16 protein-coding genes and 1 pseudogene are annotated in these 25,516 nt (G+C 68.6%); 1 reads left to right on the top strand and 16 read right to left on the bottom strand.

The genetic code is table 11. The features are described 5' to 3' along the window. Positions 1-275 precede the first annotated feature (275 nt). The 8 genes from tmk to ACZ68L_RS26305 form a co-directional block, all read right to left on the bottom strand. Positions 276-3,542, bottom strand: coding sequence for a dTMP kinase (tmk, locus tag ACZ68L_RS26340; RefSeq protein WP_469581012.1), 3,267 nt, complete (start codon positions 3,540-3,542; stop codon positions 276-278). A 276-nt stretch (positions 3,543-3,818) separates the two neighbouring features. After that, entirely contained in the window at positions 3,819-6,704 is a 2,886-nt protein-coding gene (topA, locus tag ACZ68L_RS26335) for a type I DNA topoisomerase (RefSeq protein WP_469581010.1), read from the bottom strand. Positions 6,705-7,034: 330 nt separating this feature from the next. Then, positions 7,035-7,232, bottom strand: coding sequence for a hypothetical protein (locus ACZ68L_RS26330; RefSeq protein WP_469581008.1), 198 nt, complete (start codon positions 7,230-7,232; stop codon positions 7,035-7,037). A gap of 559 nt (positions 7,233-7,791) precedes the next feature. Beyond that, entirely contained in the window at positions 7,792-9,306 is a 1,515-nt protein-coding gene (locus ACZ68L_RS26325) for a DUF7059 domain-containing protein (protein WP_469581005.1), read from the bottom strand. A 109-nt stretch (positions 9,307-9,415) separates the two neighbouring features. Then, entirely contained in the window at positions 9,416-10,039 is a 624-nt protein-coding gene (locus ACZ68L_RS26320; protein ID WP_469581003.1) for a small secreted protein, read from the bottom strand. A 449-nt stretch (positions 10,040-10,488) separates the two neighbouring features. Beyond that, positions 10,489-12,969: a sodium-translocating pyrophosphatase gene (locus ACZ68L_RS26315; protein WP_469581001.1), complete on the bottom strand. Its 2,481-nt coding sequence runs from the start codon at positions 12,967-12,969 to the stop codon at positions 10,489-10,491. Between the two features lie 301 nt (positions 12,970-13,270). Then, positions 13,271-13,753, bottom strand: coding sequence for an ATP-binding protein (locus ACZ68L_RS26310; RefSeq protein WP_469580998.1), 483 nt, complete (start codon positions 13,751-13,753; stop codon positions 13,271-13,273). A gap of 568 nt (positions 13,754-14,321) precedes the next feature. Next, the gene (locus tag ACZ68L_RS26305; protein ID WP_003967428.1) at positions 14,322-14,675 is read right to left on the bottom strand and encodes an STAS domain-containing protein; all 354 of its coding nucleotides are present in this window, start codon (positions 14,673-14,675) and stop codon (positions 14,322-14,324) included. 78 nt (positions 14,676-14,753) lie between these two features. Here ACZ68L_RS26305 and ACZ68L_RS26300 point away from each other — a divergent pair, with 78 nt between their 5' ends. After that, positions 14,754-17,345 (top strand): DEAD/DEAH box helicase, encoded by a 2,592-nt coding sequence (locus tag ACZ68L_RS26300; protein ID WP_469580995.1) that lies wholly within the window; start codon positions 14,754-14,756, stop codon positions 17,343-17,345. Here ACZ68L_RS26300 and ACZ68L_RS26295 read toward each other — a convergent pair. The 8 genes and pseudogenes from ACZ68L_RS26295 to ACZ68L_RS26260 all read right to left on the bottom strand — a co-directional run bounded on the left by ACZ68L_RS26295 (position 17,236) and on the right by ACZ68L_RS26260 (position 25,373). Next, positions 17,236-17,607, bottom strand: coding sequence for an Rv3654c family TadE-like protein (locus ACZ68L_RS26295; RefSeq protein ID WP_469580992.1), 372 nt, complete (start codon positions 17,605-17,607; stop codon positions 17,236-17,238). The genes ACZ68L_RS26300 and ACZ68L_RS26295 overlap by 110 nt on opposite strands. Before the next feature lie 122 nt (positions 17,608-17,729). After that, positions 17,730-18,143 (bottom strand): TadE family type IV pilus minor pilin, encoded by a 414-nt coding sequence (locus tag ACZ68L_RS26290; protein ID WP_469580989.1) that lies wholly within the window; start codon positions 18,141-18,143, stop codon positions 17,730-17,732. Continuing rightward, positions 18,130-18,240 (bottom strand): annotated as a pseudogene (locus ACZ68L_RS26285) (DUF4244 domain-containing protein); the annotation flags it as partial. The gene ACZ68L_RS26290 and the pseudogene ACZ68L_RS26285, both read right to left, overlap by 14 nt. A gap of 298 nt (positions 18,241-18,538) precedes the next feature. Continuing rightward, positions 18,539-20,206 (bottom strand): caspase, EACC1-associated type, encoded by a 1,668-nt coding sequence (locus ACZ68L_RS26280; protein WP_469580987.1) that lies wholly within the window; start codon positions 20,204-20,206, stop codon positions 18,539-18,541. Continuing rightward, the gene (locus ACZ68L_RS26275) at positions 20,203-20,589 is read right to left on the bottom strand and encodes an effector-associated constant component EACC1 (RefSeq protein WP_469580984.1); all 387 of its coding nucleotides are present in this window, start codon (positions 20,587-20,589) and stop codon (positions 20,203-20,205) included. The genes ACZ68L_RS26280 and ACZ68L_RS26275 overlap by 4 nt, the downstream gene beginning before the upstream one ends. A gap of 487 nt (positions 20,590-21,076) precedes the next feature. After that, on the bottom strand, positions 21,077-21,655 hold the full coding sequence (locus tag ACZ68L_RS26270) for a DUF6262 family protein (RefSeq protein WP_469580981.1): 579 nt from the start codon (positions 21,653-21,655) through the stop codon (positions 21,077-21,079). Beyond that, positions 21,652-24,171: a tyrosine-type recombinase/integrase gene (locus tag ACZ68L_RS26265; RefSeq protein WP_469580978.1), complete on the bottom strand. Its 2,520-nt coding sequence runs from the start codon at positions 24,169-24,171 to the stop codon at positions 21,652-21,654. Before ACZ68L_RS26265 ends, ACZ68L_RS26270 begins: the two co-directional genes overlap by 4 nt. Continuing rightward, entirely contained in the window at positions 24,168-25,373 is a 1,206-nt protein-coding gene (locus tag ACZ68L_RS26260) for a tyrosine-type recombinase/integrase (RefSeq protein WP_469580976.1), read from the bottom strand. Before ACZ68L_RS26260 ends, ACZ68L_RS26265 begins: the two co-directional genes overlap by 4 nt. Positions 25,374-25,516 lie beyond the last annotated feature (143 nt).

The following is a 25,516-nucleotide window of genomic DNA, read 5'->3' as shown; positions in this document are numbered from 1 at the left end:
ACGCGGCCGCGCGGCTGTGATGTCGCTGCTTGTCGATCCGGCGTTCCCTGCCCGGATCCCGCGTAACCGACCGGGTCTCGCTTCCCCGGCCCGCGTCCCGCTTCCCTCATGCGGATCCGGCTTCCGGGTCCCCATGCCGGATCCGGCCCACTGACCCGGCGCCCTGATCCGAACTCCCGACCCGTCCTCCCATTGTGGGGGACGGGTCTGACAATCCCGGCAGCACGGCGGCCCGGCTGCCGGGATCGTCAGACCCGCCCGGCAGCCGTCGCGGTTCAGCGGCGCGGTCGGCGTCCCCGGCCCGAGGGGCCCGAGCCCTCGTCGTCGCCGTGGTCGCCGAGCAGCTCGTCCGCCAGCGTGGGCAGATCGTCCAGCGGGGTCTCCTCGGCCCAGTCGGGACGAGGACGCCGGCCCCGGCGCCCCTGGCCCTCCTGATGTTCCTGGCCGTCCCAGTGATCCTGAACCGACTGCGGGGTGCCCGCGCCCGGGTCGCCGATCTGCGGAAGCTCGCGCGTGCGCTCGTTCTCGCGCTCCGACGCGGCGTCCGCCGGGCGCTCATCACGGAAGATGCCCCGCGGAACCCGGTCCGACGGATTCGAGTCCCGAGCGTCCCAAGCGCCACGGCTGTCCCGGGAGCCCCGGGTGTCCCGAACGCTTCGTGCATCCCGTCCGTCTCGTACCGGAGGAAGCACCGCCGTCTCGTCTGCGGCACCGGCGGCGCCAGGCCGGTCGGACCGGTGGTCGGAGGAGTCGGCCCGATCTGACCGCTCGGACCGCTCCGACCGGTCGTGGATCTTCGGGATCATCGCCGTTTCGGCCTCGTCGGACGGCGTGGTCGGGGTGACCGGCGAAGGCACCGGCTGTGTCACGTCGTTCGGGCTGACGATCGGCGTCGGCACCGTGATCTCGTTGTCCGGTACGGACGCCGCCGCGGCAGCCTCGGCACGCGCCGCCGCCGCAGCGGCAGCCGCGTCGGCCTCGGCCTGCCGACGGGCCGCCTCGGCCCGCAGCAGTGCCTCCTCGGCCTTGCGCTGCTTCTCCAGCCGTCGTGCCTCGGCCTCCTTGCGCAGCCGGGCCTCCTCCTCGGCCTGCCTGCGCAGCCGGGCCTGCTCGGCCTCGCGGGCCGCCTCCTCGGCCTCCAGCCTGAGCCGCTCCTCCTCGGCCACGCGCCGAGCCTCCTCGGCCCGCTGCCTGGCTTCCTCGGCCTGGCGTTCCTCCTCGCGCCGACGCGCCTCCTCCAGCTCGCGGCGCTTGCGCTCCTCCTCCTCGGCGCGAAGCTTGGCGAGCTGTTCCTGCCGCTCGCGCTCCAGCCGCTCCTCCTCGGCCTTGCGGGCCGCTTCCTCCTCGGCCTTGCGCCGGGCCTCCTCCTCGGCCGCCTTGCGCGCCTCCTCCTGGGCCTTGATCTCGGCCTCGGAGAGCGGAAGGAGCTGGTCGAGCCGGTGGCGTACGACCGTGGTGATCGCTTCCGGATCCTGGCCCGCGTCCACCACCAGGTAGCGGGTCGGGTCGGCCGCGGCCAGCGTCAGGAAACCGGACCGCACCCGGGCGTGGAACTCGGGCGGCTCGGACTCCAGCCGGTCGGGGGCCTCGGTGAACCGTTCCCGCGCGGTCTCCGGGTCGACGTCCAGCAGCACCGTCAGATGCGGTACGAGTCCGCTCGTCGCCCAGCGCGAGATCCGGGCGATCTCGGTCGGGGAGAGATCACGGCCCGCACCCTGGTAGGCGACGGACGAGTCGATGTAGCGGTCGGAGATGACGACCGCGCCGCGCTCCAGCGCCGGGCGGACGACCGAGTCGACGTGCTCGGCGCGGTCGGCGGCGTACAGCAGTGCCTCGGCCCGGTTGGAGAGCCCGGCCGACGACACGTCGAGCAGGATCGAGCGCAGCCGCTTGCCGACCGGGGTCGCGCCCGGCTCACGGGTGACGACGACTTCGTGGCCCTTGGCGCGGATCCAGTCGGCGAGCGCCTCGACCTGGGTGGACTTGCCGGCGCCGTCGCCACCCTCCAGGGCGAGGAAGAAACCGGTCGCGGCGGGGGCGACGGCCGGGTCGCCGCCGCGCAGCGCCTCACGCAGGTCGCGGCGCAGCGGCACACCGGAACGGTCGTCCGTCCTGGCGAGGACGACCACGGCGACGGGCAGCAGCAGGGCACCGATCAGCATCAGGGCGAAGGCCGCTCCGCCGTGGGCGAAGACGAAGCCCCCGGAGGTCAGCCGGTGGGTGCCGATCGCCGCGGCCAGCAGCGGCCCCGCGAGCGCGCCGAGTGCGATGAGGACCCGTACGACGGCCTGGAGGTGTTCCGTGGTCCTGGCCCGGCGGAACTCCTCGGTCTCCTGGTCGACCAGGACATGACCGGTATGGGCGGCGACACCCGCCGCGTATCCGGCGAGCACCGCGATCATGAGCACGGTCGCCGTGTCCGGCACGAGGCCCATGGCGAGGAGCGCGACCCCGGTGACGGCGATGGCCAGGGCGAGCAGCCTGCGCCGCGACAGCGCGGGCAGCACCTTCCCGGCAGTACGGATGCCGACCCCGGTGGCGCCGGTCAGTCCGAGGATCAGCAGGGCGAAGGCGGCGGGCCCGCCGCCCAGCTCGGCGGCGTGCAGCACGGCGACGGCAGCGGCGGCGGCGATCGCCCCGGCGACCGCGGCCGAGGCACCGACGATCAGCGGTACGGCTCCGGTGCGGCCCTTGTCCGGACCGCTGCCGGTCGACGGCCGGCGCAGGCCCTCCAGCGGCGAGCGCGGGCGGGGCGTCTGCGAACCGGGCAGCTCCAGGAAGTACAGGGTGGAGATGGAGGCCGAGAAGAGCCCGGCCGCGACGTACGAGCCGAGGGCCGCCTGATGGAACGAGAACCACTCCAGGCCCGAGCCCAGCAGGTTGCCGATGAGCGTGGCGACCAGCAGGACGGCCGCGGCGGCCGGGACGGCGGCGAAGTCGGTACGGAGGGAGAGCCGGCGCAGTGCGTCGAGGTGGTCGGGCAGGGGACGTACCGCGGCGCCCTCGGGGGGCGGGGCGGGCAGCAGCGCGGGGGCTGCGCCGTCCTTGGCGACCGTCCACAGGCGTTCGCTCGCACCGACGACGAAGACGGTGATCAGGATCATCATGAGTGCCTTGTCGGGCATCCAGTCGATCCACAGCGGCGCGACGACCAGCAGCGCGAGCCGCAGCCCGTCGGTGCCGATCATCAGCCACCGCCGGTCCAGCGGTCCTCCTGGCGCGGTGAGCGTCGTCAGCGGCCCCAGGAGTACGGCTCCGAAGAGCAGGGTGGCAAGGATCCGGGCACCGAACACCGCGGCGACGGCGAACGCCACCCCTCGGTACCCAGCTCCGAATGAGCCCTCAAGGACCGCCGCTTGCAGCGACATCAGCACCAGCACGAGAAGGGCGAGTGCATCGCCGATACCACCGACGAGCTGGGCGCTCCACAACCGCTTCAGCGGGGGAACGCGCAACAGGGCTCGTACGGCGCGCTCGCGTGAGTCTGCGGCAAGTGTGTCGGAGGTGGGGCTCACGACCGTTGGCTGCTCGGCTCGCGTCATCCGCCCAGCCTATCCGGAGCGGCGGGGTCCCCGGAGGCCCCACCCGAACATATGGGCGCCGTAGGGCGTCCCGGCCCCGACGGCTGAGGGGCCGTACCCAGCCGTACCCTGCCCCTTTGGCTTCCGAGGGACGGAGTACCGGGCCCGGCGCCCTCTCCCTCCCGGACCGGAACCGGCCACGCCGCACGGGCCCCGCCCCTCGCACGCGCCCCAGGTACGCGAACGCCGGAGGAGCTGGAAAACCCAGCCCCTCCGGCGATCGGACCGATCGTGCGGTCAGTCCTCCACGGACGCCGCGGCTGCGTTCTTCGTCGCGGTCGCCTTCTTGGCGGTCGTCGTCTTCTTCGCGGTGGTCGTCTTCTTCGCCGCGGTCTTCTTCGCCGCCGTCTTCTTGACCGCCGCCGTGGTCTTCTTGGCCACCGTCTTCTTCGCGGTCGCCTTCTTGGCGGTCGTCGTCTTGGCCGGAGCCTTCTTCGCCGTCTTCTTGGCGGACCCCTTGGCGCGCTTCTCGGCGAGCAGTTCGTAGCCGCGTTCCGGCGTGATGGTCTCGACGCTGTCGGCGGTCCGGAGCGTCGCGTTGGTCTCCCCGTCGGTGACGTACGCGCCGAAGCGCCCGTCCTTGACCACGACCGGAGCCCCGCTCACCGGGTCGGTGCCCAGCTCCTTCAGCGGCGGCTTGGCGGCGGCCCGGCCGCGCTGCTTGGGCTGGGCGTAGATCGCGAGGGCTTCTTCAAGGGTGATGTCGAAGAGCTGATCCTCGGAGGTCAGTGAACGCGAGTCCGTGCCCTTCTTCAGGTACGGGCCGTAGCGGCCGTTCTGCGCGGTGATCTCGACGCCCTCGGCGTCCTCGCCGACGACCCGCGGCAGCGACATCAGCTTCAGCGCGTCGGCCAGCGTCACCGTGTCCAGCGACATGGACTTGAAGAGCGAGGCGGTCCGCGGCTTCACCGCGTTCTTGCCGGTCTTCGGGGTGCCCTCGGGAAGCACCTCGGTGACGTACGGGCCATAACGCCCGTCCTTCGCGATGATCTGGTGTCCGGTGACCGGGTCCGCACCGAGTTCGAAATCGCCGCTCGGCTTGGCCAGCAGCTCCTCCGCGTACTCGACGGACAGCTCGTCGGGTGCCAGGTCCTCCGGCACGTCCGCGCGCTGATGTCCCTCGGAGTCCTTCTCGCCGCGCTCGATGTACGGACCGTAACGGCCGACCCGGAGCTTGATCTCGTTGCCGACGGGGAAGGAGGAGATCTCGCGCGCGTCGATCGCGCCGAGGTCGGTGACGAGCTCCTTCAGCCCGCCGAGGTGGTCGCCGTCGCCGTTGCCCGCGTCGGAGGCCGCGCCCGCTCCCGCCGTGTCGTCGTCGCCCGCACCGAAGTAGAAGCGCTTCAGCCACGGCACGGCCTGGGCCTCGCCCCGCGCGATGCGGTCGAGGTCGTCCTCCATCTTCGCGGTGAAGTCGTAGTCGACGAGCCGGCCGAAGTGCTTCTCCAGCAGGTTGACGACGGCGAAGGAGAGGAAGGACGGGACGAGCGCCGTGCCCTTCTTGAAGACGTAGCCGCGGTCCAGGATCGTGCCGATGATCGAGGCGTACGTCGACGGACGGCCGATCTCGCGCTCTTCGAGCTCCTTGACCAGCGAGGCCTCGGTGTAACGGGCCGGCGGCTTGGTGGCGTGCCCGTCGACCGAGATCTCCTCGGCGGACAGCGCGTCGCCCTCGGCGACCTGCGGAAGGCGCCGTTCGCGGTCGTCGAGCTCGGCGTTCGGGTCGTCGGCGCCTTCGACGTACGCCTTCATGAAGCCGTGGAAGGTGATCGTCTTGCCAGACGCGGAGAACTCGGCCTCGCGGCCGTCACTCGCCCGGCCGCCGATCTTGACGGTAACGGAGTTACCGACCGCGTCCTTCATCTGGGAGGCGACGGTCCGCTTCCAGATCAGCTCGTAGAGCCGGAACTGGTCGCCGGTGAGACCGGTCTCGGCAGGGGTACGGAAGCGGTCGCCGGAGGGACGGATCGCCTCGTGCGCCTCCTGCGCGTTCTTGACCTTCCCGGCGTACGTGCGCGGCTTGTCCGGCAGGTAGTCGGCGCCGTACAGCTGCGTGACCTGTGCCCGCGCCGCGAAGATCGCGGTGTCCGAGAGGGTCGTGGAGTCGGTACGCATATAGGTGATGAAGCCGTTCTCGTACAGCTTCTGCGCGACCTGCATGGTGGCCTTGGCACCGAAGCCCAGCTTCCGGCTCGCCTCCTGCTGGAGGGTCGTCGTACGGAACGGGGCGTACGGGGAACGGCGGTACGGCTTCGACTCGACGGACCGTACGGCGAACGTGGCGTCGGCGAGCGCGGCGGCCAGGGCGCGGGCGTTCGTCCCGTCCAGGTGCAGCACCTGGCCGGAGCCGGACTTCAGCTGCCCGTCCGGACCGAAGTCACGGCCCTGGGCGACGCGGCGGCCGTCGACCGCGCTGAGGCGGGCGGAAAGCGTCGACGGATCGGAGGCGTCACCGGCGCGGCCGGTGACGAACGTGCCGGTCAGGTCCCAGTACTCGGCGGAACGGAAGGCGATGCGCTCGCGCTCCCGCTCGACGACGAGACGGGTCGCCACGGACTGGACACGGCCGGCCGACAGACGCGGCATGACCTTCTTCCACAGAACCGGCGAGACCTCGTAGCCATAGAGGCGGTCGAGGATACGGCGGGTCTCCTGGGCGTCGACCATGCGCTGGTTGAGCTCGCGCGGGTTGGCGACGGCCTCCCGGATCGCGTCCTTGGTGATCTCGTGGAAGACCATCCGGTGGACCGGAACCTTGGGCTTCAGAACTTCCTGCAGGTGCCACGCGATGGCTTCGCCCTCGCGGTCCTCATCGGTGGCGAGGAAGAGTTCGTCGGACTCGGCAAGCAACTGCTTGAGCTTCCTGACCTGCGCCTTCTTGTCCGCGTTGACGACGTAGACGGGCTGGAAGTCATGCTCGACGTCGACGCCGAGCCGACGGACCTCGCCGGTGTACTCGTCGGGGACCTCGGCGGCGCCGTTCGGCAGGTCGCGGATGTGCCCGACGCTCGCCTCGACGACGTATCCGGGGCCGAGGTAGCCCTTGATCGTCTTCGCCTTGGCAGGCGACTCGACGATGACGAGTCGGCGGCCGCCCTGTGCGGTCTCGCTGGTCGGGGACAACTTCGCTCTTCTCTCCGGTCGGCACTCAGTGGGCATCCGGGCAGCGCGATGACGCTGCCGACGGTGCTGTCGCTGCGGAGTGTGACGGTACAACCCGCCCCCGTGTCAAACGGCAAAAGCCCGCAACGGCCACTCGAACGGTAACCCGACTTCCGCCATTCCTGCCGCCCGGACTGCCCGGCCCACCGCGCGCACGGCCGCTGCCTGCGGGTTTTGGGTCGCTGTCGCGGCGGCACCGGCGCGGGTGGTGAAGTGCGGTCGGGCCGGGCGTGTTCCCCGGCGCGGCCCACCGAGCTACCCGGCTCCCGGCCGGGTCCGGTGGGGAGTGGATCAGATGCGGGTGAAGCACCACACACCGAGGACGAGAAAAAGTACGCCGAACACAGTGGCGAGAGTGGCGGAAGCGATGGGGCTCACACCCTGGGCCACCGGCGCGCGGTGCAGCACGCGCGACCCCGTCCACAGCAGCAGCGCGGCGCCGAGCAGCGCGAACGCCGTTCCGGCGAAGACCGCAGGTCCGCTCTCCATGCCCGTACGCCTCCTTGTTCCTGTCCGGCCGGGGCCTGTGCCGTCCGGTCAGGGGGAGGCTGCCACCCCGGGGCGTCGTGGACGCGAACCCCGGGTGAATGGCCAGATTCGCGCATCCCGGATCCACCGGTCCCGGCCGCGAGGGAGCGCGGAACCGACGCCCGGGGGCAGCGCCGGGCCGCGAACCAACCGGAATCAGCGGCCCCTCGTGGCGGACCACGGCGGTGAGCGCAAACGCACTGATGGCGAGGTCGTTCCTTGCGTACGGCGGTACGCACCCGAACCGGAACGGAGTCCCATGCCGGAGCCCGGTGCGGGTGCCGGGGACGGTCGGCGGGACCAGGAGACCGAGGCCGGAGCCGGAGCCGGAGAAGGAAACGTGGTGATCGGCCCCGGCAATGGTCCCGGAGGCCCGACCCCGGAGACCGTGCCCGGTATCCGGTCCCGGCACGAAGGCGAACGCAACAGCCGCTCGCCCCTCCCGTCCTCCCGGGAGCACGGGGTACCAGGAGCACGGCCTCGCCGTCGGCTCACCGGCTGCTGCCGCTCACCAATGCCGTCAGACCACCGGTGCCACCGGCTCCAGGAAGCCCTCCTCGACCAGCAGCCGGATCGCCTGCGGAGTACGGTCGCGCAGCAGCACCGGATCCTCGTTCATCAACTGGGCGATCGCGTCCAGGATCCGGCCCGCGGGCAGCGTCCCGTCGCACACTCCCGCAAAGCCCGCGCCAACGGCATCGACCTTCGTCGCACGCCGCATGCCGCGGTTCTGACGGAGCACCACGTGTTCGGGATCCTCCGCGCCCGGCAGCCCGACCTGTTCCTGCACGACCTCGGCGGCGAGAGTGAAATGCCCGGTCAGGAGCGCCGCGTCGTCCTGTTCGCGGAGGTAGTCCTGACGTGCGAAGTGGGCCTGGACCGCCGGTCCCAGCGGCTGCTCCACGGCGTGCGGCCATTCCTCGATCACGATCGAGGGATTCCCGGCCGCTGCCGCGGCGGACTTCCGCAGGGTGATCCAGCCGAAGCCGACGCCCTTGGTCTTGCGGGCCTCGAACTCGTCCAGCCAGACGTCGTATCGCGCGGCGTACTCGGCGGGATCCGTGCGGTGGTCGCCGCTGTCGCGCAGCCACAACTCCGCGTACTGCGTGACGTCCTGGACCTCACGCTGGACGATCCAGGCGTCGCAGCCGTGCGGCACCCAGGAGCTCAGCCGGCTCTGCCACTCCTCGCCCTCGACGTGCTGCCAGTTGGCGAGGAAGTGGGCGTAGCCGCCTTCGTTCAACCGGTCGCCCGACTGCTGCACCAGGGTCCGGCACAGGTCGTCGCCGCCCATGCCGCCGTCGCGGTAGGTGAGCCGGGCTCCGGGCGAAATGACGAATGGCGGGTTGGAGACGATCAGGTCGTACGTCTCCGTGCCGACCGGCTCGTACAGGGATCCCAGGCGCAACTCGGCCGCGGGGGCGCCGGACAGGGCGAGTGTCAGTCGGGTGAAATCCAACGCGCGCGGGTTGAGGTCGGTGGCCGTGACCCGGGTGGCGTGCTGCGAGGCGTGCAGCGCCTGGATGCCGGAGCCCGTACCGACATCGAGCGCGGAGGCGACAGGCGTACGGACGGTGATCCCGGCGAGTGTGGTGGACGCCCCGCCGACGCCGAGCACCACACCCTCCTCCCGCGAACCGATGCCGCCCGCGCCACCGACCGCGCAGCCCAGGTCGGAGACGATGTACCAGTCCTGCCCCTCGGGCCCGCCGTACGGCCGTACGTCGACCGTGGCCCGCACCTCGCCGTCGGTGTGGGTCACCCAGCCGTCCTCGATGCACTCGGCCAGTGGGAGCGCGGCGTGGGCCCGCCCGTACGGGACGGGGTGCTGAAGCAAAAAGAGCCGCACCAGGGTGTCGAGCGGGGAATCGCCCCGGGTGGCGCGCAGCGCCGGAACCGTCTCGCTGCGGGCGAGCGCGGCGTAGGCAGGCGCACCGAGCAGGTCGAGGAGCCCGTCGGCGGTGAAGGCGGCGGCAAGCAGGGCTTCGCGGAGCCGGGGCGAACGGTCGGGCGCGGGGAGGCTGGTCGTACTCACCCACCCATTGTGGCCGTTCCCACTGACAACGGCAGCGGCCCGGCGCCCGCCGGGGCACCGGGCCGTGCGTACAACGGCTGCATCGGCTACGACCGCCGCAACCGGTCGGTCACGACTTCTTGCCGGACGAGGCGGACGGCGACGGGGACTCCGACTTCTGGGAGGCGGCGTTCGGCGGCACCGAGGCCGTCGGCTTCTGGCAGCCCTTCTGCTTCGCCATCGCGGCGCCGACCTCGCCGGACTGGAGCTTCTTCAGCGCCTCGTCACCACTGGTGCTGATCTTGTTCAGCTCGTCCGCGATGCCCTTGAGGCCGTCGGCGAACTTCGCCTGGTCCTTCGTGTCGAGGGCATCGACCTTCTTCTGAAGGTTCGCGTACGCCGCGGAGGAGGCGTTGAGCTCCTTCACGGCCTCCTTCTGCGTGGTCTCGCCGCCGTCGACCGGCGGCGCACCCGCGGAGTCGACAGCCGCGCCGAGTGCCTTGTACGCCTGCGAGATCTGCTGGAAGGCTGCCGAGTCGGTCCTCTGGACGTCGGCGGGCTTGCTGTTGTCGGCGGTCTGCTGCTGGATGGCGGCGTTGGCGTTCGCGATCTTCTGCAGTTGGGGCTGGACCTGGTCGCAGACCGTCTTGGCCCAGTCGTTCACCTTTGCGCTCTTGTCGTCGCTGCTGCAGCCCGACAGCGTAAGTACCAGTACCGCACCGCCGGACAGCGCGGCCGCAAGCTTCTTGTTCACCGGATCGGTCCCTTCCAAGACTCTCGGCCCCGGAACTTACACGTCGGGCGCACTCCGTCCGGGTGCCGGGCGTCCGATCAGTGGGCTTTTGCAGCCATTTGCACCAAGGGAAATGAGGGAGATACAACTCACCCGCACAGCCCTCGACGCAGGGGAACACGTGTGCGAGCAAGCGCGCGGACGGGTGTACTGACCAGGCGGACAACCGAGTGGACCGCCGAGTGCACCACCGGGTGGGCCTCGGACGGACAACTGAACGGATCACCGGACGGACCACAGGGCCGCCCGCCCGGACAGACCACAGGTCGGACCGCTGGACGGATCACAGGTCGGACCGCCGGGCAGGCTGCTGGGCAGACCGCCGGGCGGACGACACATCAGAATGCGTCGCCCGCCCGGACGTTGGATCGCGGAAGATCACGTATCGCAGCCGTCCCCGCGGCGCCGCTTCACGAAACGGTTGCCTGATCGGGCGACTCGGCGGGCCTGCCTCCTCCCCCGTCCCCACCGCTCGGGCCCTCTTCGTCCCCCACGGCGATCCCGCGCCGTTTGGAGACATAGACCGCTCCGACGATGACGGCGACGGCGAGTACCGCCACCAGCGCCCGCACCCCGGCGCTCGCGTCCTGCCCGTAACTGAACTGCACCACCGCCGGGGCGATGAGCAGCGCGACCAGATTCATCACCTTGAGCAAGGGGTTGATCGCCGGCCCCGCCGTGTCCTTGAACGGGTCGCCGACCGTGTCGCCGATGACGGTCGCGGCGTGGGCCTCGCTGCCCTTGCCGCCGTGATGACCGTCCTCGACGAGCTTCTTGGCGTTGTCCCACGCGCCGCCGGAGTTGGCGAGGAAGACCGCCATCAGCGTGCCGGTACCGATGGCGCCCGCGAGATACGAACCGAGCGCCCCGACACCGAGCGTGAACCCGACGGCGATCGGCGCCAGGACGGCGAGCAGGCCCGGCGTGGCGAGCTCGCGCAGAGCGTCCTTGGTGCAGATGTCGACGACCCGCCCGTACTCCGGCTTCTCGCTGTGGTCCATGATCCCGGGATGCTCGCGGAACTGCCGCCGCACCTCGTAGACCACGGACCCGGCGGACCGGGACACCGCGTTGATCGCCAGCCCTGAGAAGAGGAAGACGACCGCGGCGCCGAGAATCAGGCCCACCAGATTGTTGGGCTGCGAGATGTCCAGGCTGAGTGTCATCTCCCCGGCCTTGGCCCCCACGTCGCCGACCGCGGTGGCGATCGCGTCGCGGTACGAGCCGAACAGCGCCGAGGCCGCCAGGACGGCGGTGGCGATGGCGATGCCCTTGGTGATGGCCTTGGTGGTGTTGCCGACGGCGTCCAGGTCGGTGAGGACCTGAGCGCCGGCACCAGTGACGTCACCGGACATCTCCGCGATGCCCTGCGCGTTGTCGGAAACCGGGCCGAAGGTGTCCATGGCCACGATGACACCGACGGTGGTGAGCAGCCCGGTCCCCGCCAGGGCCACCGCGAAGAGCGCCAGCATGATCGATGTACCGCCGAGCAGGAACGCCCCGTAGACGCCGAGGCCGATCAGCAGCGCCGTGTAGACGGCGGACTCCAGACCGAGGGAGATGCCGGCGAGTACGACGGTGGCCGGGCCGGTCAGCGAGGATTTGCCGATGTCCCTGACGGGACGGCGGCTGGTCTCGGTGAAATAGCCGGTCAGCTGCTGGATCAGAGCGGCCAGCACGATGCCGATGGCGACGGCGACCAGGGCGAAGACCCGCGGGTCACCGCCGTGCGAGGTGATGGCGCTGTCGGTGACACCGTCCAGATCCGCGTACGAGGACGGCAGATAGACGAAGACCGCCACGGCCACCAGAACGAGCGAGATCACCGCGGAAATGAAGAATCCGCGGTTGATGGCGGTCATTCCGCTGCGGTCGGCGCGCCGCGGAGCGACCGCGAAGATCCCGATCATCGCGGTGACCACGCCGATCGCCGGGACGATCAACGGGAAGGCCAGTCCGGAGTCGCCGAAGGCGGCCTTGCCGAGGATGAGCGCGGCGACGAGCGTCACGGCGTACGACTCGAAGAGGTCGGCCGCCATGCCCGCGCAGTCACCGACGTTGTCGCCCACGTTGTCGGCGATGGTGGCGGCGTTGCGCGGGTCGTCCTCCGGGATGCCCTGCTCCACCTTGCCGACGAGGTCGGCGCCGACGTCCGCGGCCTTGGTGAAGATGCCGCCGCCGACCCTCATGAACATGGCGATCAGCGCGGCACCGAGACCGAAGCCCTCCAGCACCTTGGGCGCGTCGGCGGCATAGACGAGGACGACACAGGAGGCGCCGAACAGGCCGAGGCCCACGGTGATCATGCCGACCACGCCACCGGTACGAAAAGCGATCTTCATCGCCTTGTGCGAAACAGCGGTGAGATCCTTTTCTGGTTCGCCTTCCGCGGGAGTCGCCTCACGCGCAGCAGCGGCCACACGGACATTACTCCGTACGGCGAGTCGCATGCCGATATATCCGGTGGCCGCCGAGAACAGCGCACCCACCAGGAAGAACAACGAACGGCCGGCACGCTGCGACCAGTTGTCGGCCGGAAGCAGCAGAAGCAGGCAGAAGACCACGACCGCGAAGATGCCGACGGTGCGCAACTGCCGGGCCAGATAGGCATTCGCGCCTTCCTGGACGGCGGCCGCGATCTCCTTCATGCGGTCGGTTCCCTCACCGGCCGCCAGCACCTGCCGCACCAGCAGCCGGGCTACGACCAGCGCGGCCACGGCGACGACCGCGATGACGATCACGATGACGCGGTTGTGATCGGTGAGCACCGCGTCCGCGAGCGACACAGGTCGGTCGAAGGGTGTGACACCGGAAGGTACGGAACCGGAAGGTGCGGAAAACGCGGAATCTTGCGTCAGTCCTGCCAGTGGTGTGTTGAAGAACTCCGCCATACGTCCTCCTTGACGCTCAGCGCTCAAGACGTGGACGGATTGTAGGGAGCGGAAGCTGATCAAAACAGTGTGCGGTAAATGTAATTGACCTTCGCGGGCGGATCGGCAAATGATCGCGGTCGCAGATCGACCCGAATACAGTAATGGGGCAGGCACATTTTCCGTAGATCATTGATCGGACGGAAATGAAAAGAGGCCCTGCTCAGCAGGGCCTCGAAAGGCGGATCAAGGAATTGATCAGAGAAGGCATTCGGCGGGATCGTCACAGACGTGCCCGCCTGTGACGCCTGCCCACGGCGCCTCAGGGAAGCACGGTCACGGGTGTCTTCGGCCAGCTCATGCGGATCACTCCACCCTTGACTCCCGATCTGACTTCCACATCATCGACGAGGCCGCTGATGACCGCGAGACCCATCTCGTCCTCGCCATGGGCGTCGGCCTCAGGTTCCGGCTCATCTAGTCCCACGCCGGGCGTGGCGCCACGTGCCGCGGAGGCTCCGGCGGGCCCACCGGAAGCGGGCTCGGCGCCCGGTCCGGGCACCTCGTCGCCGACCTCGATGGAGAAGGACTTCTCCCCCTCGGTCAGCACGACGGAGACGGGAGCGGTGATGCCGTGACTACGGTGCAGCCCGACGGCGCGGCTGCAGGCTTCACCGACGGCGAGTCTGACCTCGTCGAGCACGGCTTCATCGACACCCGCCCGGCGCGCCACGGCGGCTGCCACGAGGCGGGCCGTCCTGACGTGTTCGGGCTGGGCACTGAAGCGGAGTTCAACGGTGGCCATGCGATCCCCTTCAGACGTTCGGGCGTGCACCCCAGGGACCCGGGCACGCTGCCCGGCCCCCGGCTCTTCTTCCGGTCTTTTCCCGCTCTTCATTCGGTCTTCCGGCCTGCTTCCGGCCTTCTTCCGGTCTCACTCCGGATCATCTTCCGGAACCGACGAGCCCGTCGGCCGACCGAGCCGGCCGTCGACCGCCGCGCAAACGACCCGCCGACATACAGCTGCCGTCCGGCGGTCAGCCCACTCGCAGCGGCCCCGCACAACCGGCAAGCGACCGACCTACGACCTTCCCGACGGGCCCTCGGCTGCCCAACCGCGGACAGACCGCCGAACGACCGAACGCCGACCGCTTACCGGCTATCCGGACAATCGTTCGATCGGCCCGAGGTGACTGGCCGACCGTCCGGCTGCCTGGCTGCCTGGCTGCCTGGCTGCCTGGCTGCCTGCGATCCAATCGGCCGCCAGGACCGCCCGCGATACCCCGGTCGCCTGCGACAGCGGCCGGTACTCCGGTCGGTCATCGGACCGGTCTTCGGCCGATCCGACGAGCGGACCGGCCACGGACCGGACGTCAGTCGGTGGCCGCGACCGCCTCGTCGACCGTGGTGTGAATCGGGAACACCTTGGTCAGACCGGTGATCCGAAAGATCTTGAGAATGCGCTCCTGGTTGCAGACCAGGCGCAGCGAGCCCTCATGGGCCCGGACACGCTTCAGGCCGCCCACGAGCACGCCGAGGCCGGTGGAGTCGAGAAAGTCGACGCCTTCCATGTCGACAACCAGGTGGTAGCTGCCGTCATTCACCAACTCGACCAACTGCTCGCGCAGCTTGGGCGCGGTATACACATCAATCTCGCCACCGACCTCGACGACCGTACGGTCGCCACCAGGGCCGGACACATTGCGAGTCGACAAGGACAGGTCCACGGATCCTCCAGCACCTTGCTATCGAGCGGTCGCCCCTCGGTCTCCCCGGCGGAGCCGGGGGACGGATCGCCAGCCGCGATGGCATTCAATCACTTACCAGCAGCCATGCACGACGCCTTGGGACCATTGTCCGTCACGCCGGTGACACACTCGGTGCCGATGGCCAAGAATCACCGCCCCAGTCGACCAGCCGAGAACAGGGACTCCCGCCCCTCTCCCGCCATGGTCCTCGACCGGCTCGCCGCAGCGGCGGGCCGGTCCGCGCGCATCACTCATACGGAGCACTTGCCCCCGCGTACGGGAACCCATGCCATCTGGCCCGATCGCATCCGGCCAGAAGTGATCGCCGCGATCCAGAAGGCGGGAATCGACCACCCCTGGGCGCATCAGGCCGCCGCCGCCGAGCACGCCCTGGACGGCGAATCCGTGATCATCGCCACTGGCACGGCGTCCGGCAAGTCGCTCGCCTACCTCGCCCCGGTCCTCACCGCCCTGCTCGACGGCTCCGAGGCCCCGAACGGCCGGGGCGCGACCGCCCTGTACCTCGCCCCCACCAAGGCCCTGGCCGCCGATCAGAGGCGGGCGGTGAAGGAACTCGCCGCCCCCCTCGGCAACGCCGTCAGGCCCGCGGTCTACGACGGCGACACCCCGGTCGAGGAACGCGAGTGGGTGCGCCAGTACGCCAATTACGTCCTGACCAACCCCGACATGCTGCACCGCGGAATACTCCCGTCCCACCCGCGCTGGTCCTCCTTCCTGCGCGCCCTGCGCTTCGTCGTCATCGACGAGTGCCACACCTACCGGGGTGTCTTCGGCTCCCATGTCGCCCAGGTGGTGCGGCGCCTTCGCCGCCTGTGCGCTCGCTACGGATCGAATCCGGTCTTCCTCCTCGCCTCGGCCACGGCGGCGGAGCCCTCCGTCGCGGCGGGCCGCCTCACCGGTCTCCCGGTCCAGGAGGTCGCCGACGACGCCTCGCCCCGCGGCGAGATGGTCTTCGCCCTGTGGGAGCCTCCCCTGACCGAACTGCACGGCGAGAAGGGCGCGCCCGTCCGCCGTACCGCCACCGCCGAGACCGCCGACCTCCTCACCGACCTGACCGTCCAAGGCGTCCGCTCGGTCGCCTTCGTGCGCTCCCGGCGTGGCGCCGAGCTGATCTCCGTCATCGCCAAGGAACGCCTCGCCGAGGTGGACCGCTCCCTTCCTGCCCGGGTCGCGGCCTACCGCGGGGGCTACCTCCCCGAGGAACGCCGCGCCCTGGAGCGCGCCCTGCACTCCGGCCGACTGCTCGGTCTGGCCGCCACCACCGCCCTCGAACTCGGCGTCGACGTCTCCGGCCTGGACGCCGTCGTCATCGCGGGCTATCCCGGCACCAGGGCATCGCTGTGGCAGCAGGCGGGCCGCGCCGGTCGCTCCGGCCAGGGCGCCCTGGCCGTCCTGGTGGCTCGCGACGACCCGCTGGACACCTTCCTCGTCCACCACCCCGAGGCGCTGTTCCAGCAGCCCGTGGAGTCGACGGTGCTCGACCCGGACAACCCGTACGTCCTCGCCCCGCACCTGTGCGCCGCCGCTGCGGAGCTCCCGCTCACCGAGCCCGATCTGGAGCTCTTCGGCCCGGCCACGGCCGAACTGCTGCCACAGCTGGAGGCCGCGAAGCTGCTGCGCAAACGGGCATCGGGCTGGCACTGGACCCGCCGCGAGCGCGCCGCCGATCTCACCGACATCCGGGGCGAGGGCGGCCGCCCCGTCCAGATCGTCGAGGAAGGCACCGGTCGGCTGCTGGGCACCGTGGACGAATCGGCCGCACACACCGCCGTTCACGAAGGCGCCGTCCATCTCCACCAGGGCCGCACCTATCTGGTCCGGAAGCTGGATCTGGAGGACTCCGTGGCCCTGGTCGAGGAAGCCGACCCGCCGTACTCGACAACCGCCCGCGACACCACCGCCATCGCCGTGCTGGAGACCGACACGGAGGTCCCGTGGGGCGACGGGCGGCTCTGTTACGGCTCCGTGGAGGTCACCAACCAGGTCGTCTCCTTCCTACGTCGCAAACTGATCACCGGCGAGGTTCTCGGCGAGACCAAACTGGATCTGCCCCCTCGCACTCTGCGCACGCGCGCCGTGTGGTGGACGGTCACCCAGGACCAGCTCGACGCCGCCCGTGTCAACCCGGAGATCCTGGGCGGCGCCCTGCATGCCGCGGAGCACGCGTCGATCGGGATGCTGCCGCTCTTCGCCACCTGCGACCGATGGGACATCGGTGGTGTCTCCGTACCGCTGCACCCGGACACCCTGCTGCCCACGGTCTTCGTGTACGACGGCCATCCGGGCGGCGCCGGCTTCGCCGAGCGGGCCTTCCACACCGCCCGTACGTGGCTGACGGCGACCCGCCAGGCCATCGCGTCCTGCGAATGCGAGGCAGGCTGCCCGTCCTGCATCCAGTCCCCCAAGTGCGGCAACGGCAACGATCCGTTGCACAAACGCGGCGCCGTGCGCCTGCTCGGCGAACTCCTCCGATCCGCTCCGCCGGACCTCGGGGAGCCGCCGAACCCTCCGGAACCGTCTAAGGAGTCGGGTCGGCCCGTTTCTGCGGAACCGAGTCCTCCGGAACCACCGGAGGCGGCGGCTCCGGAGAGTCGTGAGTGGCCACCGGAGGGCCGGCCCGGGATCTGACCGTCGGCTCGTACGGCCCGAAGCGAACGCCGGCCGTCACATCGGCGATCTCACCGCGCACCGTGCACAGCACCACCGCCGCCCCTTGCGCCTCGGCCACCTCCTCTGCCGCCCCGCATGCCACCTCAGGCCCTTGCAGGGCACGATCGGCCGCTGCCAGGGCTGCCAGGTCCGCCGCTCCACCGGCCCGGTGCCGGGCGACCACCACCTGCCCGAGCGCCAGCACGACGGCGAAAACCGCGCACAACGTCGCCGTGGTCATCGCCACCCACACCGTCGCCAGTCCTCTGTCCCGGTCCGGGGCCCGCCCCCGGTCGTGACCGCGCCTCCCTTGTTTGTGCAGCCACCCGCTGACGGTCTTCCGAATGCCTTCTCCCTTCCGCGTCACGGTGTCGTCGCCCCCACCGTGTCCTCGGCGAGCGCAGCCGCGTCCGCATGCAGTGTCAGGGCCAGTGGGCCGAGTCCGGGCATCGGCGCCGACACCCGTACCCGCCACAGTTCCCCGGCTCGTTCCATCACTACTTCAGCCCCGTCGGGTGCCGCCGAACGGGTGACTGCCAGCGCCTGCGCCTCCGGTTCCGAGCGGGCCGCCGCCCTCGCCCCGGCTCTGGCCGCGTCCACGCACCGGATCTGGGCGGAGGCAGCCATCAGAGCCCAGACCAGCGCAAGAGCGAACACCGCCAGCACCGGAACCGCGATGGCCGCCTCCGCCGTCACCGCACCCCGGTCCCCGGCCTCGCCCGCGACACAGCCGCGGCCCCCGCCGCACGCCCCGGAACCTTTCCTAGAACTTCGCATCGAGCGCGTCCTTGAGCAGCGACTGCAGCGCGGACATGACCGGCTGGCTGGTGACCACCTTGTAGAGCACCGCCGCGAACGCACAAGCCGCGATCGTTATCTAGGGGTGTCAAGCGAACACGCAGATCAGATGTCACGACCGATCTAAGTCACGTGAGGGACATGCCCAGCTGAACCTCTTGATACTGGCCAGGCTCACTCCATCTCAAGGTGCTCCAACCTCGCTCCGTTCTTGCCCCCGACCGCTGGGATCCGGGCCCCTCGCTGCGAGCCTCTCGTTCTCGCCCGCTCGGCTCCGGGCCTCGCCGGTAGCCTCAACTCGCTCCATACTGCCGCCTGAGCACGTCGCAATGCGCTTTCCCCTCCTCGAAAGAGGGAAGTATGGACGAATTGACTCAACCGCGGCAGGACAAATTCTCGATTTCGTCCGCAGTGGGCTGGAGTTCTTTCCCATTCCGGCCCGCTTTGGGCAGGCGGTTCCGAAATGCTTCTAGCCAATTACCACTGCCAACGTACTTCACCAGGGCGTCACGAAGGCGTGTGCAAACCTTACCGTTCCCCTTGGGAAGGGCGATGCCATATTGGCTGGGTCCACCGATGGTGAGGTTCGGGACAACCTTGAGACCAACGTTCCCTAACTCCAATGATGAGAGTGGCAGAGTCTCTCCAACGACCGCATCAACTTTCCTTTCCTTCAGCCCTTCGATGCAGGACTGGAAGCCCTGCTCTACCCGCATGTGGATTCGACTGGACGCTTCGCTCTTAATGATCTCTTGCGCCATTGAACCCTTCTGCGTGCAGACGTACTTGTCGTCGAGGTCGGCCATCGCCTGGATATCCGTCGCACTTTCACGGGTCAATACACCCAGTGTATCGGAAGCGATAGGTCCGACGAAGTCAACCTCCTCCATTCGGTTAACCGTCATAGCGAGAGCCGCATTTAGGTCGACTTCACGTTTCTGTAAAGAAGTAATCTGCTCGTCACTCTGGACAGCGACGGGGATCGTTTTCGATTCGATATGCGCCTCTTTCAGCACCCCACCTACCGCGTCCAGGCTGAAGGCCGAGAAATTTCCCCACGCGGGACTCAAGAAGAGGGAGTTATCCCTATTCCCCTCCATCCCGACCCGTACATTATTGTTGCTGAAAAGGCTTGAACTAGCATTCGAGTCGCCCCATAGTAGATTTCCCAACAGCACCGTGGCGGATAGCACTGCTATGGCTGGGATCGTTCTCCATGCCCATCTGCGGCGGAGTGAGGCTGGATCTTTTGTCGCGTCATTATCTGCGTCAGTCGATGCCTGCGTGCCAGCCGTGGATGGTGCCTCCGGCTCTCTGGCCGGCCCTCGGACCAGTGAGAGCTCGCCGACGGCTCCGACGGAGCGCCGCTGCGGACGCGGGAGGCCGAGCCCGTCTAGCTCTTCGTCGACGTGGCGGTGCACCTCGTCGAGGGTGAGTGGACCAGGAATTGTCAGGGCTTGGAGCATCGCCCCGGTGAACGCCGTATGGGCAGCGCCGGGCGGGGCATGGGAGGGGGCGGTGGCTGTAGTGGAGGTCAGCGTGTAGGTACCAGTCAGGTTCAACTGTCCCAGGGCCAGTCCCCTTAGTCCGGCCATAGCGGAGATCGCCCTGCCGGCAAAGCAGCAATCCAGCACGAGCACCCGGGCCTTGGCGCGGGCCCCGCCGACCATCCGTTTCACCAGATCGAGGTGGATGGCGGACCAACTGACGTTCTGGCTGTCGGTTCCGGTGAGGGCAAAGTGCAGCAGCCCGGCTTCGTCGAGCAGGCCGTGCCCGCAGTAGTAGACCAGCAGCAGGTCCTCGCACTCACGAACCGCTCGGGACAGCGCCGCACCGACGGTGGCCTGGTCCGTCGGGTCGGCCACCACCACGCAGTGTTCGGGCGCGAACACACCATGAACCGGATGAGTGAGGGTTCGCCGCAATGCGTCCAGGTTCGCCTTCACGGCAGGAATATCAGGCAAATCAGGGTCGTGGAACGTACCAGTACCGATGAGTACCGCCCGGCTTGTCGCACGCTCTGGGAAGCGTGTGCCAGTCACCGGGACTGTGAACCTGGCGCCGGAAACTGTTCCGCGACCTCCCGCAGGAGCGCCTGGGGATCGGCTGCGCGCTGAACGTCCACCTCGATCCGACGCCCGTCCTCAGCACTGATCGTGATTTTGATGTCGGTGCCGCGAGAGGTGAGCCAGGTGCACACCGATTGGATGAGCACGGCCAGGATGCCGCCGGAGCCGAGAGTCACCGTCAGCAGCTCCATGGTGGAACCCATGTGGCCAGGGAGGGGAGGCTGTCGTTGGAGCCGCACCCGGCCGCGCAGAGCATCCTCAGAGACCAGCCAGTCACGCAGCGCGATCAGGGGCGGTTCGGCACCTGGCTCCCCCAAGTCATCGACAGCCACTTTCAGTTCCGCTCCGGCGGGCATTCCTGGCACCACAACCCCTTAAAATAAAGGCACTTGACCTGGTCATCATGGCACGCAAAAGTCGCGCCGAACCCAAGAAACTCCGCTGTCGGCTGCTGCACGTCGCCGTCCGTCTCACCCCAGGCGGATGCCACCTCCGCCTCGGGGATCTCAGCGATCTGGCCCTGAAAACACGAACTGGCGATGGCCTTGTCCCGCCCAACCAGCTGTCCGGTCGCCCGCGCACCCACGCCCCGAAGCACCCCGGGAGTCCCGACCACCGCGCCGGGACTCCCGGAGGACTACGTCCATGACTTCACTACCACCCTCGGCCCCCTGGGGGCGCGCGCCAACCGTCCGCGAGTTCATCCCGCGCACCCGCACCGAACTCGGTATCGCGACCTGAGCACGTTCGCCCGTACTTTCCTCACCTCATCGAGGGGGAAGTACGGGTGAGCGTCAGACGGCTTACGGCCTTCTGGTACAGAATCTTGTACGGATGCCGGGCTCAGGCCGGGGCCGGGCCGCTGTTCTCAGCCCGGATCATCCGCCGCAAGCTGCTGCGGGCGGCGGCAAGGTCGTCTTCCAGCTCCTCTACCCGGGCTTCCAGCTCGGACTTCTCCAGCCGCAAGTCGTCCCGTTCCGAGGTCAGTCCCTCGTTCTGCCGTGTCAGCTCCTCCACCCGTGCGATCAGGTCGGCGGAGCCGATCTGATCGAGTTGCTGACCCAGCTGCCGCTGAAGTGCGGCCTTGAGCCGGTCCCGCTCGCCCCGCAGGGCGGCGACCTCCTGCCGGGACAGTTCCAGATCCGTTCGCAGGCTCGCCGCACTCGGCGACAACCCTTCCTGGCGGTCCCGACCTCCCTTCCCGGCCTGTTGCTTCCGGGCGGTCTCGATGTGCTCCCGCACTCCTTCGGCATAGACAAGCCAGTTCGAGACCCCTGCGGTCTTGGCGACGGAGGCGAAGGTGACCGCATCGCCGTGGGCGATCATCTCCTCGACCACGGCCAGCACCTTCGCTCGCTTCTCGCGGCTGTCCTTGCGGCGGGCGTCCGTCAGCACCTCGCCCGGGCTCCGTTTGGCCGTCACGCCTGGAACTCCTGGCGGTTGATCACCGTCAGCGGCAGCATGGCCCGGCCGACCGCCGCCCGAGTCTTCCTCAAGATCTTCACCGACTCCATCAGAGCCTCTCGTTCGTCGGCGGGCAGCTTCTCTATCTGCTCGCGCATGGTCACGGCAACCTTCTTGAAGGAGTCGATCTGGTCCTGGAGGTTGCGGATGACGTACTCGGCCGCGTCCATGGCCACGGCGGTCTCCTTGTCTGCCTTCAGGTCCCGAATCTGGTCCTCGATCGCGGCCAGGTAGGACGGGTCCGGACGGTAGAAGCCGCAGCCAGCACACTGGAAGCGGATCGGGCAGGCTTGCCCGCCAGCCTTGACGTTGGACGGCTCAGTGCAGCCGCCGAACGGCACCGCCACCGACCGCAGCTCGTAGGCCCGGTTCGACGCCATCGGCGCCGGGTTTCCGTGCCGGTCCACGACATGCAGCCGCATCTTCTTCACGGCCTCCTGCTTCCGCTTCAGGGACACTTTGTAGTACCGGGCCGTGGTATCGGCACTTCGGTGATCCATTAGCTCTTTGAGCACGTCAATGGCCACTCCGCCGTCCGCGTGCCGCTGAGCGTAGGAGTGTCGGAAGGCGTAGGCGTAGATCTTCTCCCGTTCGAACGGGATCGGGTTCCCGTCCTGGCCGGTGCCCTCCGAGTGGATCTCCGGGATCTCAGTAACCCACTTGCGCATGGCCCGTGCGCAATTGCCCGTGCCCAAATGCGGGTCGCGGCTGATGTCGCTGATGGCGGGAAAGAGGAACGCGTCGCTGCGGGGCGGTGCGAATTTCAGTTTGCCCCGGCGCTCGTCCCACTCCTGGATGATCTGTGCCGTCTCCATGGTGATCGGCAGCCGTCTCCGCAGCCGTTTGCCCTTGTAGTTGTTCCAGATCAGCAAGCAGTCACTGCCGGTGAACTCCAGGCAGTTACGCCGCAGGCTCAGCACCTCCCGCGGCCGGCGGCCGGTGTCGCGCAGGACCTGGTAGACCGTCTGGAACATGGTCTTCACGTCCTCCTCGCTGGCCCACTGGCCGTAGGAGATGCCTTGGCCCATGAGGCTCATATGGGCGTCGAGCTGCCGGATCACCGACTCCGGAACGGCCTTGCCGATCTCGTCCTCGTTCGACTCATCCACCACGATTCGGTGCGACTTGTGTCGGCCGAAGCTGCCCGAAAGGGTCGTCAGGATGCCCGCGCTGCGGCCGAAGTCCAGCACGGTGAACAGTCCGGCAAGCAGATCTCGGCGGTACTTGTTGGTGCGAGGTTCCCCTTCGTCGTCGGTCAGTACGCGGAAGTCCTCGACCACCGCGGTCATGTCGCCGAACCGCAGGGCGGCCGGGTCCATTCCACCGCCCGGCTGCCTCCCCAGGGCCTTGGCCGCGATCAGGCAAGCCGACACATGGTGGCGGAACCGTTTGCTGTTGGGCCGCGTCGAGCGGGCCCATTCCATCGCCACCTCGCGAAGCCACAACTGCTTGATGGCGGAGAAGTCGACCTTGGTCGACCGGACGCCGGGAGGTCCAGCCTTGCGGTAGAACGACTGATGACCGACAGCTGTCATGTCCCAGACGAGTTTGTCGGTGGGATCAATGCCGAGAAACCGCTCGTGGCCCCGCTCGACAGACCAGACGAGTTCCCGCAGGTGAGCCGCGCTGTTGGTCGCCTTCCACCCCGTCGCATCGATGCGTTGACGGTCCGTAGTCAAGACGCTCTCAATACCCGCGAGCCGCTGGACCACTGCGCGAACGGCTGACGGCTCGATCTTCTGATTCCTGGCCTCCCGCTGCTGGAGCATAAAAAGCACCTCCAGCCGCCCTACCTGCCCCAGCGGTGCCAACGAGAACTGGTGACCGGCCAGGTAGGGCGGCTCATGATCCACCCAACTAGCAAGATCAACAGTTTCGTTCGCCCCTCGGTGGATCTTCCATCTCCTGGTGTGGATACGACACAGCCCCTCCCCGGGCCATCCCTCCAATTCGCAGCCCTTGACCAGGCATCGCGCCCATCCTTCGAAGGGCTGAGCCACGTCCCGTATCCACTCTTCGAGCGGGCCGGCGAACAGCGCCTTGTTCGTCCGGCTGGCCGCCACCCACCGAGTCGAGTGGCTTCGGCAGAGCCCCCACACGGACCGCTCGCGAGCACACCGCCTCCCGTCCCGCTCCACCACACACAGATCAACCTCGGTGTAGCGACGGTTGACCTCCGGGACGAACGTCTTATGAAAGTCGTCCGCACTCATTCCGCTGATCTGGAAAGCCCTGTCGCACGTCTTGCAGCGGCGATAGCGAACTTTCTCGATCGCGCCGCATGCCTCAGTGAGGCATTGCCAGGAGGTCGTGTTCGGATTCTCGAAATCCCCTGTGAACAGCCAGCTTTCACTGTTCCACTCGCCCGGCCGCCAGTCCTCCGCCAGCTGACCCCGAAGCCATTCGGCCCACGGCCCGAGATCGATTCCTTTCTCCTCACCGATGGGGAGAACAACCGCAAGGTTCCCGGTCATGCCTGGCTCCTGCGGGTCGCCGCCACCCGTTCCACGGCTTCGCGCTTGTCCGTATCCGTGGCATGGATGTACGGCTCCATTGAAGACGGCGAGACGTGGCCCAGCAGGTTCTGCACCACATCCCGCGGCGTGTCCGAGCGGATCCAGGTGGTGGCCGCCGTGTGTCGCAGCATGTGCGGCCGGGCCGGAAACCCAGCCTTCGCCGCGAGGCGGTCAAAAAGGTCCTTGGCGTTGTGGTAAGTCATCGCTTTGCCCAGCGGCGGCCGGAACAGGTTGACGAACACCATGTCGGAGTCAGCCGCCTCGGCCACCATGTCCCGCTCGTGAACGTACTCGGAGTAAGCCGTCACGAGCTCGGTCGTCACCGGAATCCACCGGGAAACGCGAGCCTTGGCCAAAGCGCCATTGGCGTTCCTCCGACGCCGCACATGCACGTGTGGGCCAGCCACCTGGCAGTTCAGCGCCGAGGAGTTCGACAGAAAGTGCATGTCCTCCCGGCGCAAGCCCAGAGCCTCACCGATGCGCATGCCCGTGCCACCCAGCAACACGACCAGGAACCGGTCACGGGCCCGAGTCGTCAACCCGACCAGCTGTGCAAACTGCTCGGCATTCAGCCACTCGTAGCCCTCGACGGCCACGGAGAACTTGATCGCCTTGGCTCTGACCGTCCGGAACTGGCCGTCCTCGCCCGCGTCGTAGCCAGGCGCCATGTAGCCCAAGTACTTCTGCTCAGAGAGCTGGCCGACAGTCTCCGACGACACCCAGCCCTGCTGGCCGCAGAACTGAAGAAACCCGCAGAGGGTGGTCATGATCTGGTTCGCGGTCACCTTCGAGCGGAACCGCGGTTCCACGCCGGGCTTCTGCCCCTTCGCAGGCGTCGGCTCCTCCACCAGCCAGTACAGAAGCCGGGCCAGCGTGGGCAGGCCCGGCTTCTTCCAATCAATCCCGTGCGTCACGCAGTACGACAAGTACAGCGCGACCCGGCCCGCATAGACCCGCTCCGTGTTGACCGAACGGTCCACCCTTCGCAGAGACGCCAGGTAGGCACAAGCCTCCACGTGCAACTCATAGTCGGCCGAGACCACCACCCACCGGACCGCTTCCGTCGTGGGGTCGACCGCACGCTCCGCCGCGTAGGGACGGGCTATGCCATTAGACGTAACAGACGTTCCAGACACCTGGTAGATACCTTTCAGAGACATGGCTGAAGACACTCAGCACTCACGTGCCAGAGATGTGTACAGGACTAGAGATAACGATCGTCCCCACCGCATATTCAGATGTCGTCATTCCGTTGTCCGACCGGAATCGGCCGGACAGGCTCCGCACCCAGCCCCTGATTCGC

It is taken from the genome of Streptomyces sp. NPDC104309 (genome assembly GCF_055584025.1).
This window is presented reverse-complemented; position numbering and strand designations above follow the sequence as displayed.

Excerpts from the sequence above, each read along its gene's own strand:
- ACZ68L_RS26330 (WP_469581008.1), bottom strand. The coding sequence starts at position 7,232 with ATGGAGAGCGGACCTGCGGTCTTCGCCGGAACGGCGTTCGCGCTGCTC.
- ACZ68L_RS26300 (WP_469580995.1), top strand. The coding sequence starts at position 14,754 with ATGGCATTCAATCACTTACCAGCAGCCATGCACGACGCCTTGGGACCA.
- ACZ68L_RS26315 (WP_469581001.1), bottom strand. The coding sequence starts at position 12,969 with ATGGCGGAGTTCTTCAACACACCACTGGCAGGACTGACGCAAGATTCC.
- ACZ68L_RS26265 (WP_469580978.1), bottom strand. The coding sequence starts at position 24,171 with ATGACCGGGAACCTTGCGGTTGTTCTCCCCATCGGTGAGGAGAAAGGA.
- ACZ68L_RS26290 (WP_469580989.1), bottom strand. The coding sequence starts at position 18,143 with ATGCGAAGTTCTAGGAAAGGTTCCGGGGCGTGCGGCGGGGGCCGCGGC.
- ACZ68L_RS26295 (WP_469580992.1), bottom strand. The coding sequence starts at position 17,607 with ATGACCACGGCGACGTTGTGCGCGGTTTTCGCCGTCGTGCTGGCGCTC.
- tmk (WP_469581012.1), bottom strand. The coding sequence starts at position 3,542 with ATGACGCGAGCCGAGCAGCCAACGGTCGTGAGCCCCACCTCCGACACA.
- ACZ68L_RS26310 (WP_469580998.1), bottom strand. The coding sequence starts at position 13,753 with ATGGCCACCGTTGAACTCCGCTTCAGTGCCCAGCCCGAACACGTCAGG.
- ACZ68L_RS26275 (WP_469580984.1), bottom strand. The coding sequence starts at position 20,589 with ATGCCCGCCGGAGCGGAACTGAAAGTGGCTGTCGATGACTTGGGGGAG.
- ACZ68L_RS26260 (WP_469580976.1), bottom strand. The coding sequence starts at position 25,373 with ATGTCTCTGAAAGGTATCTACCAGGTGTCTGGAACGTCTGTTACGTCT.